The 12011-nt window shown below is 68.4% G+C and carries 10 protein-coding genes and 1 tRNA gene; 8 read left to right on the forward strand and 3 right to left on the reverse strand.

The window, feature by feature from the left end; all coding sequences use genetic code 11:
* Positions 1-50 precede the first annotated feature (50 nt).
* The 3 genes from rodA to RTU05_RS00860 all read left to right on the forward strand — a co-directional run bounded on the left by rodA (position 51) and on the right by RTU05_RS00860 (position 3776).
* Positions 51-1205 carry a rod shape-determining protein RodA gene (rodA, locus tag RTU05_RS00850; RefSeq protein WP_312595021.1) on the forward strand — a complete coding sequence of 385 codons (1155 nt, stop codon included), beginning with the start codon at positions 51-53 and terminating at the stop codon, positions 1203-1205.
* A gap of 129 nt (positions 1206-1334) precedes the next feature.
* A complete protein-coding gene (locus RTU05_RS00855) occupies positions 1335-2516 on the forward strand; it encodes an acyl-CoA dehydrogenase family protein (RefSeq protein WP_312594902.1) in 1182 nt (393 codons plus the stop codon).
* Between the two features lie 141 nt (positions 2517-2657).
* Positions 2658-3776 (forward strand): acyl-CoA dehydrogenase, encoded by a 1119-nt coding sequence (locus RTU05_RS00860; protein ID WP_312594904.1) that lies wholly within the window; start codon positions 2658-2660, stop codon positions 3774-3776.
* Between the two features lie 175 nt (positions 3777-3951).
* On the opposite strand, the gene RTU05_RS00865 is transcribed toward RTU05_RS00860, so the two are convergent.
* Complete coding sequence (locus RTU05_RS00865) at positions 3952-5271, reverse strand: Hsp70 family protein (RefSeq protein ID WP_312594906.1); 1320 nt, start codon at positions 5269-5271, stop codon at positions 3952-3954.
* A gap of 76 nt (positions 5272-5347) precedes the next feature.
* Positions 5348-5434: transfer RNA gene (locus RTU05_RS00870), tRNA-Ser, on the reverse strand.
* A gap of 110 nt (positions 5435-5544) precedes the next feature.
* On the opposite strand from RTU05_RS00870, the gene RTU05_RS00875 reads away from it, so the two are divergent.
* From RTU05_RS00875 to RTU05_RS00895, 5 genes are read left to right on the forward strand one after another with little or no spacing between them, the layout of a single operon-like run.
* A complete protein-coding gene (locus tag RTU05_RS00875) occupies positions 5545-6444 on the forward strand; it encodes a septal ring lytic transglycosylase RlpA family protein (RefSeq protein ID WP_312594908.1) in 900 nt (299 codons plus the stop codon).
* A gap of 38 nt (positions 6445-6482) precedes the next feature.
* Positions 6483-7115 (forward strand): dTMP kinase, encoded by a 633-nt coding sequence (gene tmk / locus RTU05_RS00880; RefSeq protein WP_312594910.1) that lies wholly within the window; start codon positions 6483-6485, stop codon positions 7113-7115.
* On the forward strand, positions 7112-8101 hold the full coding sequence (locus RTU05_RS00885; protein WP_312594912.1) for a DNA polymerase III subunit delta': 990 nt from the start codon (positions 7112-7114) through the stop codon (positions 8099-8101). Before tmk ends, RTU05_RS00885 begins: the two co-directional genes overlap by 4 nt.
* Entirely contained in the window at positions 8101-8883 is a 783-nt protein-coding gene (locus RTU05_RS00890; protein ID WP_312594914.1) for a TatD family hydrolase, read from the forward strand. The genes RTU05_RS00885 and RTU05_RS00890 overlap by 1 nt, the downstream gene beginning before the upstream one ends.
* Positions 8880-9674, forward strand: coding sequence for an MBL fold metallo-hydrolase (locus RTU05_RS00895; RefSeq protein WP_312594916.1), 795 nt, complete (start codon positions 8880-8882; stop codon positions 9672-9674). The genes RTU05_RS00890 and RTU05_RS00895 overlap by 4 nt, the downstream gene beginning before the upstream one ends.
* A 198-nt stretch (positions 9675-9872) precedes the next feature.
* On the opposite strand, the gene recG is transcribed toward RTU05_RS00895, so the two are convergent.
* Positions 9873-11960 (reverse strand): ATP-dependent DNA helicase RecG, encoded by a 2088-nt coding sequence (gene recG / locus RTU05_RS00900; RefSeq protein ID WP_312594918.1) that lies wholly within the window; start codon positions 11958-11960, stop codon positions 9873-9875.
* Positions 11961-12011 lie beyond the last annotated feature (51 nt).

Raw genomic sequence — 12011 nt, forward strand, 5'->3', positions numbered from 1 at the left:
ACCCCCGGCGCGACCAGCGGCCCGCGCCCCTATCTGTCCGAGCCGGGCCGTTGACCGCCTCGGCCCTGTCGCGACCCGGCGAGCGCGAGCGCGTCTCGACCAAGCTGGGCCAGATCGACTGGCGGCTGACGGCGCTGCTGTGCGTGGTCGCCGGCACCGGCTCCCTGATGCTGTATTCGGTGGCGGGCGGATCGTGGTCGCCGTGGGCGGCCAAACACCTGATCCGCTTCGGCATGTGTCTGGCGCTGATGCTGGCGCTGTCGTTGATCACCATCCGCTACTGGTTCGCCCTGGCCTATCCGATCTATGGGCTGGCGCTGTTCCTGCTGGCGCTGGTGGAGACGCCGCTGGGGTATCATGCGCTGGGGGCGACGCGCTGGCTGGATCTGGGGTTCACCCGCATCCAGCCGTCCGAGATCATGAAGATCGGCGTCGTTCTGGCCCTGGCCCGCTGGTATCACGGCGCATCGGCCAAGGAGGCGAGTTTTCACTGGAAGCTGATCTTCCCCGTGGGGATCATCGGCCTGCCGTTCCTTCTGGTCGCGCATCAGCCGGACCTGGGTTCGGCCATGCTGATCGGCCTGACGGGTGCGGCGATGATGTTCGTGGCGGGACTGAGCTGGCGGATCATCGTGCCGCTGATCGTGGCGGCGGCGGTGCTGGTGCCGCCCTATGTCATGTTCGGGATGCACGACTACCAGCGCCACCGCGTGCTGACCTTCCTGAGCCCCGAGGCCGATATGGCGGACAAGGGCTATCAGATCGTGCAATCCAAGATCGCCATGGGATCGGGCGGTCCGCTGGGGCGCGGCTTCGGTCTGGGCAGCCAGAGCCAGCTGGAGTTCCTGCCCGAACGCCAGACCGACTTCATCTTCGCCGCCTTCGCCGAGGAGTTCGGCTTCGTCGGGACCTTCACCCTGTTGGCCTGTTACGCCGCCATCATTCTGATCTCTCTGAGGATCGCGTCCCTGTCGCACAGTCACTTCGGGCGATTGGCCGCGTCGGGGGTGACGGCGACCTTCGCGCTCTATGTGCTGATCAACGGGGCGATGGTGATGGGGCTGGCGCCCGTCGTCGGGGTGCCGATGCCGCTTTTGTCCTATGGCGGCACGGTGATGCTGACCGTGATGATCGGCTTTGGGCTGGTCATGGCCACGCGCGTCCACCGTTATGCCGAACTGCCCAAGGGGCACGGGCTGATCTGACGTTACGTCAGCTATGTGATCGGCATTCAGGTTTCGCTTCCTAAGCGGGCGATTTCGAAGATAAGCTCGTTTCCAACGATCCTTTCGCGGCGGCTGCGGCCGTCAGCGGGGACGAATGGGAGACGATGCATGACCGACCTGGAGCGCTTCCGCGCCGAGACCCGTGCGTGGCTGGCCGATAACTGCCCGGCCGAGTGTCGCGGGCCGATGGCCGACGACGAGATGATCTGGGGCGGGCGAAATCCCACGTTCAAGACCCCGGCGCACAAGCAATGGCTGGAGCGGATGGGCGCGCGTGGCTGGACCGCGCCGGAATGGCCGAAGGAATACGGCGGCGGCGGCCTGAGCCGCGAGGAGGCCAAGGTGCTGGCCTCGGAACTGCGGCGCATCAAGGCGCAGCCGGCCCTGGCCAGTTTCGGCGTCTGGATGCTGGGCCCGGCGCTGCTGGCCTTCGGCGCCGAAGAGCAGAAGCAACGGTTCCTGCCCGAGATCGTGCGCGGCGAAGTTCGCTGGTGCCAAGGCTATTCCGAGCCGGGCGCGGGGTCCGATCTGGCGTCCATTCAGACGCGCGCCGAAGATCGCGGCGACCACTGGATCGTCAACGGCCAGAAGATTTGGACCTCTTACGCCGACAAGGCCGACTGGATCTTCTGCCTGGTGCGGACCGACCCGGAGGCGCCCAAGCATCTGGGCATCAGTTTCGTGCTGTTCGACATGAGGACGCCGGGCGTGACGACGCGGCCGATCACCCTGATCAGCGGCAAGTCGCCTTTCTGCGAGACCTTCTTCGACGATGTGCGGGTGGAGAAGGAAAACCTGGTCGGGACGCTGAACCGGGGCTGGGACGTGGCAAAATATCTGCTGGCGCACGAACGGACCATGATCGGCGCCATGGGCGAGGTCGGCGGCGGGCGTCCTGTGGGTCAGGTGGCGCTGGACGCCATCGGCGCGGACGAGGCCGGGCGTCTGGACGAGCCGATGCTGCGCGCCCGGATCGCGGACCTGGAGATCGACGCGGCCGCCTTCCGTCTGGCGATGGAGCGGGTCGGCGATCAGGTGAAGGCCAAACAGGCGCACCCGGCCATCGCCTCCATGCTGAAATACTATGGGTCCGAACTGAACAAGCGACGGCACGAGCTGCTGATGGCGGCGGGCGGGGCCGACGCCCTGGAATGGGAAGGCGAGCGGTCAAACGACGGCAAGACGGCGCGCGACTGGCTGCGGACCAAGGCCAACTCCATCGAGGGCGGGACCAGCGAGGTTCAGTTGAACATCATCGCCAAACACCTGCTGCAGCTGCCGGGAGCGTAGGCTGTTCTCATGCTCCGTCATCCTCGGGCGCGACCCGAGGATCGGACGCTCCAACGCTTGTGCGACGAATGTCAGCGCACAGCCCGCTCAACACCCGATCCTCGGATCAAGTCCGAGGATGACGATGAAAGAATAGGGACCATGCCCCTGATCCTGACCGAAGAACAGACGATGTTGCAGGACGCCGCCGACGGCTTTCTGAACGAGAACGCCCCCATCGCTCATCTGCGAAAGCTGAGGGACGACCGCGATCCTGACGGCGTGTCGCGCGACCTTTGGCGCGCGTTCGGAGAGATGGGCTTCGCCGGCGTCATCATTCCCGAGGCGATGGGCGGCATGGGCCTGGGCGCCGTCGAGGCCGGGGTGATCGCTGAGAGCCTGGGGCGCACCCTGACGCCGTCGCCGTATCTGGGATCGTCGGTCCTGTCGGCCAAGGTTCTGATGGACGCAGGATCGGAGGCGCAGCAGGGCTGGTTGCCCCGGATCGCGGCGGGCGAAGCGATCCTGGCCATGGCGGTGGACGAGGGCGCCAAACACGCGCCGTCGCGCATCGCCACGCGGGCCGAGCGGGCGGGCAACGGCTTCAGGCTGAGCGGCGCCAAGGCGTTCGTGCTGGACGGCCATGTGGCGGACGCCCTGATCGTGGTCGCCAGGGCGGAGGAGGGCGTGACCCTGTTCCTGATTGATCCGACGACGGCGGGCGTGACGGTCGAACGCACGGCCATGGTGGACGCCCACAACGCCGCGCGCATCACCCTGACCGACGTGGCGGTGGACGCCGATGCGGTGATCGGCGACGTGGGGCAGGGCGAGGTGCTGCTGGACGGCGCCCTGACGCTGGGCCGGGCCTGCGCGGCCTCCACCCTGACCGGGGCGGGCGACCAGGCGTTCAAGGTCACGATGGACTATCTGCGGACCCGCAAACAGTTCGGCAAGCTGATCGGCGAGTTTCAGGCGCTGCAGCACCGGGCGGCGCATCTGTTCTCGGAACTGGAGCTGGCGCGGGCGGCGACGCTGGGCGCGCAACTGGCCATCGACGAGGGGCGGGAGAACGCCTCGCTGGCCGCCTCCATCGCCAAGGCCAAGGTCGGCCGCGTCGCCGAACTGGCGGTGCAGGAGGCGGTGCAGATGCACGGCGGCGTGGGCATGACCGACGAGTTCGACGTCGGTCTGTTCATGAAACGGGTGCGGGTGCTGAACGAACTGCTGGGCGACGCCGGCTTCCACGCCGAACGGGTGGCGCGGGCGCAGGGGTTCTAAGACGCAGCCATCTCTCACAAGCCGTCATTCCGGGGCATCCGCAGGACGAACCCGGAACCCAGGGGATCACCTCCGATGCACGACGCGGCTGGCGCGGTGACCGTCCCCTGGCTTCCGGGTTCTTCGCTGCGCTCAGCCCCGGAATGACGAGGGAACGCGGAGTGCCGATTTCGACCTAGCCGACCTTTTCGCTCCACAGGTCCAGATCGGGTTCGCGCCCGATCAGGGCCAGGCCGGCGGCGATGGATTCGAACTCGCCGCCCGTTTCGATTCGGTCCTGGCCGAACCGATCCTGGAAAATGGCGCGTACGGCCGGCACGAAGGAGGTGCCGCCGGTCAGGAAGACCCGGTCGATGCCGTCCGGCGCCAGTCCTGCGCGCGCCATCGCCTGATCCACCGCCCCTTCGATGGCGGCCAGTTCCGGCGCGATCCAGCCTTCGAACTCCGCACGCGTGACCGGCTTTTCGATATGAACGTCGCCGGCGTGGAAGCGGAAGGCGGCCGTGTCATTGGCGGACAGGGCCATCTTCAGGGCCGAGACGGCGCGGTACAGGTCGTGGCCGTGGTTGTCGTCCAGCACCTCGATCAGGCGCTCGATCTTTTCCGGCTCCAGCGCGGTGCGGGCCAGGGCCCGGATGTCGCGCATGTCGCGCGATGCGCGCAACAGGGCCAGCTGATCCCAGCGGGCGAAGGCGGAATAATAGCGCTGCGGGATCGGCAGTTGCTTGCCGACCGAACTGTACAGGCCGCCCTTGCCAAGTTCGGGCGACACCAGCTGGTCGATGATCCGATAGTCGAAGGCGTCGCCCGCCACGCCGACGCCCGAACGGGCCAGGGGCGTGGAGCGCAGGCCATCGTCCGTCCGCTCGAACCGGATGATGGAGAAGTCGCTGGTGCCGCCGCCGAAATCGGCGACCAGGACCGTGGCGTCCTGCGTCAGCTTGCGCGCGAAATAGAAGGCCGCGCCCACCGGCTCATGCGCATAGCGGATGTCGGTGAAGCCCAGCCGCTGGAACGCCGCCTGATAGCGCCCCAAGGCCAGGCCCTCGTCGGGATTGCCGCCGGCGAAGGTGACGGGACGGCCCACGACCACGGCCGGCGGCATGGCGTCCAGCGCGTCGCCCGCATGATGACGCAGCCGCAGCAGAAAGGCCGCCAGCAGATCCTCGAAGGCGTAGCGCTTGTTGTCGATGCGGGTTTCGGTGAAGGCGGCGCTGGCGGCGAAGGTCTTGAACGACTGGATGAACCGGGTCTCCAGCGGATCCTCGACATAGGCGGCGATGGCCCAGGGCCCGGCCTCGACCACCCGCTCGGGCGGTTGGCCGTCCACGCCGGGATGGGTCTGGAAGCTGAGCGCCGAACGAAAGGTGGTGGTCTGACCTTCCACCGCGTCGAACGTCGCCAGATGGGCCACCCCGTTCGCATCGCTCAGGGCCACGACCGTATTGGTCGTGCCGAAGTCGATGCCGATGGTCATCGGTTTCGTCGCCGTCATGGCCGCGCTCCTGAAAGGGGAGCCGGTTCCTAACGTCCGGGCGGACAGACGCAAGGGCTTAAGACGTTCAGGGCGGCGGAAGCGGTGGGATTCGAACCCACGGACGGCTCACACCGTCGCTGGTTTTCAAGACCAGTGCCTTAAACCACTCGGCCACACTTCCTCGCCGCGTCGAGCGGAGCGGACGCCATAGCAGGGGAAGGGGGCGTTAACCAAAGCGGAAATGTCTTCGTTCATCCTGTTTTTACGACGGCGGAGACGAAGGCGAGGCGGATGACGGCTGGACGATGGATGCGCGGCGCCCTGGTGCTGGGGTTGTTCTCGCTGCTGGCGGCCTGTTCCAGCCTGGCCGGCGGGCGCGGCGCGGGCGGGATCCCGGTGGTCAAGGACCTCGCGCCCATCGCGTCGGGCACGATGCGGCCCTATCAGGTGCGCGGGCGCTGGTACACGCCCAAGGACCAGCCGAACTATGACGAAGTGGGCATGGCGTCCTGGTACGGCGACGCCTTCAACGGCCGCCCGACCTCGACCGGCGAGCGGTTCGACATGCACGCCCTGACGGCGGCGCATAAGACCCTGCCGCTGCCGGGCCTGGTGGAGGTGACAAATCTGACCAACGGGCGGCGGATTGTGGCGCGGGTCAACGATCGCGGGCCGTTTGTGGATGGGCGGATCATCGACCTGTCGCGCGAGGCGGCGGACGAACTGGACATGCGGCGCGACGGCGTGGCGCGGGTGCGGGTGCGTTATCTGGGCCAGGCGCCGCGTCTGGGCGGCGGAACGGTCCTGAGAGCCGAGGCGCCGAGGGCGGCCGAGCCGCAACCCGTGCAGAGGGCCGCCGTTCAGCCCGCGCCGATCCAGACGACGTCCCAGCCTTATTCCGCGCCCCAGCCCGCCTATACGGCGCCGCCGGCCTATACGCCGCCGCCGGCCGCCGCGACGCCGGCTGTTCCCATCGGCGGATCCTATTGGGTCCAGGCGGGCGCCTTCCGCGATCCGGGCGCGGCCCAGCGAATCGCCGAACGGCTGGGCGCCCGCGCCAAGGTGGACGAGACCGGCGGCGGGTATCGCGTTCTGGTCGGACCCTGGATCGATCAGGCGGCGGCCGAGAGCGCCCGTCAGGCGGTGATGGCGCGGGGATTCGCCGACGCCCTGTTGATATCCGGCGGCTAAGGCTTGCCACCCGCGCTGCGGACGCCATTAGTGCGCCCGTGACCCGTGGACGTTTCATAAGCTTTGAAGGCGGCGAGGGCGCCGGCAAGTCGACCCAAGTCGCGCGACTGGTCGAGCGGCTGAAGCCCGTGCTGGGCGACCGGCAGGTGGTGCGTACGCGCGAGCCGGGCGGATCGAAGGGCGCCGAGGTGATCCGCAACCTGGTGGTGGCCAACGAGGCCGAGCCCTGGTCGGCCATGACCGAGACCCTTTTGATGTATGCGGCCCGGTCCGATCATCTTGAGCATACGGTGCGGCCGGCCCTGGAGGCCGGCGACTGGGTGGTGTGCGACCGGTTCGCCGACAGCAGTCGCGCCTATCAGGGCGCGGGCGGCGGCGTGGCCCAGAGCTTCATCGAACAGATCGACGCGGGCGTGGTCGGCGCGGATCAGCCCGACCTGACCCTGGTGTTCGACCTGCCCGTCGAGGTGGGGCTGGAGCGGGCGTTCGGGCGCGGCCTGTTCGAGACGCGGTTCGAATCCAAGGGACTGGCCTTCCACCAGCGTCTGCGCGAGGGGTTCCTAAGGATCGTCGAGGCCCATCCCGAACGGTGCGTGCTGATCGATGCGGTCGGGTCGCTGGACGAGGTGGAGGCGCGGGTCTGGCGGGCGGTTCAGGACCGGCTGCTGTGAGCGAGGGTCATCCCCGCGACCGTTTTGATCTGGTCCCCGATGCGGCCGCCGAGACGGCGTTTCTGGATGCGTGGGAGCGCGGGCGGCTGCACCACGCCTGGCTGCTGTGCGGGGTGGAGGGCGTGGGCAAGGCGACCTTCGCCTATCGCGCGGCGCGACGGCTGCTGGGCGCGGCGGCCGATCCGGGGCGCGGGCCGTTGGGCGCGCGTCGCGACGATCCGGTCAGCCGGTTGATCTCGGCCCAGGCCCATCCTGATCTGCTGGTGCTGGAGCGGCTGGTCGAGGGAGGCAAGACCAAGAAGTCGATCTCGGTCGATCAGTCGCGGGAACTGCCGGAGTTCTTTTCCAAGAGCCCGTCGCAGGCCCAGCATCGGGTGGCGATCATCGATGCGGCCGACGACCTGAATATCAACGCAGCCAACGCCTTGCTGAAGGTTCTTGAAGAGCCGCCCGAGCGGGGGGTGTTGTTTCTGGTGACCCATGCGCCGGGGCGGCTGTTGGCCACCATCCGCTCGCGATGTCGGCGGCTGAGCTTTCCGATCTGGACGCCGGATCGGCTGGAAGCCCTGGTGCGAAACCGGACGGGCGTGGAGCGCGAGGACGCCGAACACGCGGCGGCCATGGCGGGCGGATCGCCGGGCGCGGCCCTGGCGCTGGCGTCGGGGGCGACGTTCGAGATGGATCAGCTGGCGCGGCGCTGGGTCGAGGGCGACATCGACCGGGCCGAGGCCCTGGCGGTCGCCGACAAGTTCCGGGGCGCCGAGGGGCAGGAAAGGTTCGAAGTGCTGATGGGCCGGCTGATTTCGGCGGTGAAGATGCGGGCGCTGGGCGGCGGTTCGGGCGGCCATCGCTGGGCCGACCTGTGGGAGCGGCTGCAGCCCCTGCCGGAGCGGACGGCGGGTCTGAACCTGGATCGCGGCGACGTGCTGGCCGGCGCACTGGCGGACATCCGCCGGGTTCAGGTCCAGCAGGAAAGGATGGGCTGATGCTGATCGACAGCCATGTGAACCTGCACGCCCCGCAGTTCGACGACGACCGGGACGCCGTGATCGCGCGGGCGCGCGAGGCGGGCGTCGGGCTGATGGTCGAGATTTCGGACAAGCTGACGACCTTCGAGGCGACCCATGGGATCGCCATGGCGCACGACGACATCTGGTGCACGGTCGGTGTCCACCCGCACGAGGCCAAGGATGCGGCGGGCCTGACGGCGGCGACCCTGATCGAACTGGCGCAGCGGCCCAAGGTGGTGGGGATCGGCGAGTGCGGCCTGGATTTCCACTATGACCTCAGCCCGCGCGAGGTTCAGGCGGCGGTGTTCCGCCAGCATGTGGCCGCCGCGCGCGAAACCGGCCTGCCGCTAGTGATCCACACGCGCGAGGCGGACGAGGTGATGGCGGATAGTCTGCGCGAGGAATATGCCGCCGGGCCGTTCAAGATGTTGATGCACTGCTATACAAGTGGGGCGGAACTGGCGAAGATCGCTGCGGAAATGGGGGCGTGGTTCTCGGTGTCCGGCATCGCCACCTTCAAGGCGGCTGAGGATGTGCGAGCCGTGATCCGCGATATGCCGGGCGACCGGATCATCGTGGAGACCGACTGCCCCTATCTGGCGCCCATTCCCCACCGGGGACGGCGCAACGAGCCGGCCTACATCGGTCATGTACTGGACAAGCTGGCCGAAATCCGGGGCTGGAGCGCCGAGGAGGCGGACCGAATCACGACCGAGGCCTTCTTCGGCCTTTTTGACCGAATACCGAGGCCGGCATGAGTTTCGAGGTCGTCATCCTGGGCAGCGGATCGTCGGGCGGGGTGCCGCGCGGCGATGGCGACTGGGGCGCCTGCGATCCGGCCGAGCCCAGGAACCGGCGCACGCGCTGTTCGATGCTGGCGCGCAAGGCCGGAGCGGATGGCGTGACCAATGTCCTGATCGACACCTCGCCGGACCTGCGCGAGCAGATGCTGGCCAGCGGGACGACGCACGTCGACGCCGTGCTCTACACCCACGATCACGCCGACCAGACCCACGGGATCGACGACTTGCGCACCTTCGCCGCGCGGGCGCGAAAGCGGATTCCGGCCTGGATGGACGCGGCGACGCGGACGTCGCTGACGCATCGGTTCGACTATATCTTCGCGACCAAGCTGGGCTATCCGCCGCTGCTTGAGGCGCACACGATTCCGCCGCACGGCGAAGCGTGGTCGGTGGAGGGGGCGGGCGGCGCGATCCCGGTCACGACCTTTGATCAGGCGCACGGACCGATTCGGTCGGTCGGGTATCGGCTGGGCGACATGGCCTATTCCAGCGACGTGTCGGATCTGGACGAGGCGGCGCTGAAAGCTGTGGCGGGCTGCCGGCTGTGGATCGTGGACGCCCTGCGCTACACGCCCCATCCGACCCATGCCCATCTGGACCAGGCGCTGGAATGGATCGCCGCCGCCGACGTCGAGCGGGCGGTGCTGACGAACCTGCATATCGACATGGATTACAAGGCGTTGTCGTCGCTTGTTCCCGCGAATGTCGAAGTCGGTTTCGATGGGTGGAGCCGGGTGATCGGCTAGGACCGGATCGTTCCCAGGCGCGAAGTTGGACTCGAAAAAAACAGTCTAACGAGTCCAAGTTTCATGCGATGTCAAAGACCGATCAGCAAGACTAACACGGTCTGGCGCTAGGTTAGGTCAAATGACGCTGCTGCGGTGCACGTCCCTGATTGGACTTGGCTTTTCCTGCTCGATTAGGATGGCGAGCCGTGTCGCCTGTCAGTCCGACCCCGCCTTGTGGCCCTTCCAGTCGAACAACTCCTCCAGCACCTGCGCCGCCAGGCCGCGTTCGGAGGTCAGGTCGGGGTCGTGGTGCAGGATCAGCCGGGCGTCGTCGGCGGCGGCCAGCATCAGGGTGCGGTGCTTTATCGGATCGGCGAAACGGTAGGCGGGAAAGCCGCTCTGTTTCAGCCCCAGCGGGTCGCCGCCGCCGCGTAGGCGGAAATCCTCTTCCGCGATGACGAAGCCGTCCTCGGTCCGGCGCAGGGTTTCCAGCCGCTCTTTCGCCGTGTCGCCCAGGCCGCCTTCCTGTCCGCCGTACAGGAGGATGCAGGCGCTGGCCTTGGCGCCGCGACCGACGCGCCCGCGAAGCTGGTGCAACTGGGCCAGGCCGAAGCGGTCGGCGTGTTCGATCACCATGATCGAGGCGTTGGGCACGTCCACGCCCACCTCGACCACCGTGGTCGCCACCAGAACCGGCAGGCGGCCATCGGCGAAATCGGCCATGACCGACTCGCGCTCGGCGCCGGGCATCTGGCCGTGGGCCAGGCCAACCTCGACCCCCAGCAGGCGGCGAAGGTCGTCGGCCCGATCGACGGCGGCGGCGAGGTCTATGGCTTCGGATTCTGCGACCAGCGGGCAGATCCAATAGGCCTGGGCGCCGCTTTCGACCGCTGTCTTCAGCCGAGCGGCGACCTCGCCGATGCGGGCCAGGGGCAGGACGGCGGTGGTGACGGGGGTGCGGCCGGGCGGCTTTTCCATCAGGCGGCTGACCTCCAGCTCGCCGTACTGGGTCAGCTCCAGCGTGCGGGGAATGGGAGTGGCCGACATGGTCAGCAGGTGGACGGCGCCCAGGCGCGGGTCCCCCTTGGCCTGAAGACGCTGGCGCTCGTTGACCCCGAAACGATGCTGTTCGTCGATGACGGCCAGGGCCAGCCGGTCGAAGCGGACGGCGTCCTGGAACAGGGCGTGGGTGCCGATGGCGACTTGGGCCCGGCCCGAGGCGAGGGCGGCCAGCTTCTCGCGCCTCTGGCCGTTGGTGTCGCGGCCGGTCAACAGAACCGCGGTGACGCCCGCGCCTTCCAGCAGGGGACCCAGCTTTTCGTAGTGCTGGCGCGCCAGGATTTCGGTCGGCGCCATCAGGGCGGACTGGAAACCGCTGGACGCGGCGTCGGCCAGGGCGAGAGCCGCGACGGCGGTCTTGCCGGAGCCCACATCGCCCTGCAGCAGACGGCCCATCTGCTTGCCGCCGGCCAGATCACGGCGGATTTCCGCCACGGCCTGAGCCTGGGCGTTGGTCAGTTGAAAGGGCAGGGCCTGAAGCAGATGGTTGGACGCCGCACCGGGCGCGATGACGGGCGCGGGCTTGATCTCGCGCGCGCGACGACGACGGGCCAGGGCCAGCTGGTGGGCCAGAAACTCGTCATAGGCCAGGCGTTGGCGCGGGGGCGCGTCGGGCGACAGGTCGGGCTCGCCCGCAGGGGTGTGCAGGGCGTCCAGCGCGGCGCGCCAGGACAGCCAGCCCTGCTTCTTCAGCCAGGCCGCGTCCTGCCATTCGGCCAGATCCGACGCGGCGGGCAGGGCGGCCTGAACCAGTTTGCGAAGCTGGCGCGAGGTCAAACCTTGCGTCGCCGGATAGACGGGTTCGGAGGCGGGGATGTCGGCGGCCTTGTCCAGCGCGGCGATGTCGGGGTGGACGATCTGGACCTCGCCGTTGAAGCGCTCGACCTTGCCCGAGACCAGCCGCGTCTCGCCGCGCGGCAGCAGTCGGTCGATGTGCAGGGCCGAGCCGCCGAACCAGACCAGATGGACGAAGCCGGTGGGGTCGGTCGCCCGCACCTTCAGCGGGGCGCCCGGACGGCTGGGGACGAACATCCGGTCGATGGTCACCTCGAAGACGCCGACCTCGCCATCCACGGCGTCGGCGGCCTGCATCGGGCGGCGGACGATGACGCCCGACGGCGACAGGAAGACCAGATCGCGCACCAGCGGTCCGGCGACCTTCTGCACCAGGGGCAGGGCGCGCGGACCCACGCCCTTCAGGGTCGAAACCTCGGCGAACAGGGGAAAGAGACTCGGCGGGCGCATCCCCGTGAACATAGCGTGACCATGACGGGTGGCGAAACAGGGCGAGGAACG

It is taken from the genome of Brevundimonas sp., assembly GCF_032017145.1.
GTDB lineage: Bacteria > Pseudomonadota > Alphaproteobacteria > Caulobacterales > Caulobacteraceae > Brevundimonas.

What these genes read in the sequence shown, in the direction of transcription:
- RTU05_RS00855 (WP_312594902.1), top strand. Translation starts at nt 1,335, where the DNA reads ATGACCGACCTGGAGCGCTTCCGCGCCGAGACCCGTGCGTGGCTGGCC.
- RTU05_RS00860 (WP_312594904.1), top strand. Translation starts at nt 2,658, where the DNA reads ATGCCCCTGATCCTGACCGAAGAACAGACGATGTTGCAGGACGCCGCC.
- RTU05_RS00865 (WP_312594906.1), bottom strand. Translation starts at nt 5,271, where the DNA reads ATGACGGCGACGAAACCGATGACCATCGGCATCGACTTCGGCACGACC.
- RTU05_RS00875 (WP_312594908.1), top strand. Translation starts at nt 5,545, where the DNA reads ATGACGGCTGGACGATGGATGCGCGGCGCCCTGGTGCTGGGGTTGTTC.
- RTU05_RS00890 (WP_312594914.1), top strand. Translation starts at nt 8,101, where the DNA reads ATGCTGATCGACAGCCATGTGAACCTGCACGCCCCGCAGTTCGACGAC.
- RTU05_RS00895 (WP_312594916.1), top strand. Translation starts at nt 8,880, where the DNA reads ATGAGTTTCGAGGTCGTCATCCTGGGCAGCGGATCGTCGGGCGGGGTG.
- recG (WP_312594918.1), bottom strand. Translation starts at nt 11,960, where the DNA reads ATGCGCCCGCCGAGTCTCTTTCCCCTGTTCGCCGAGGTTTCGACCCTG.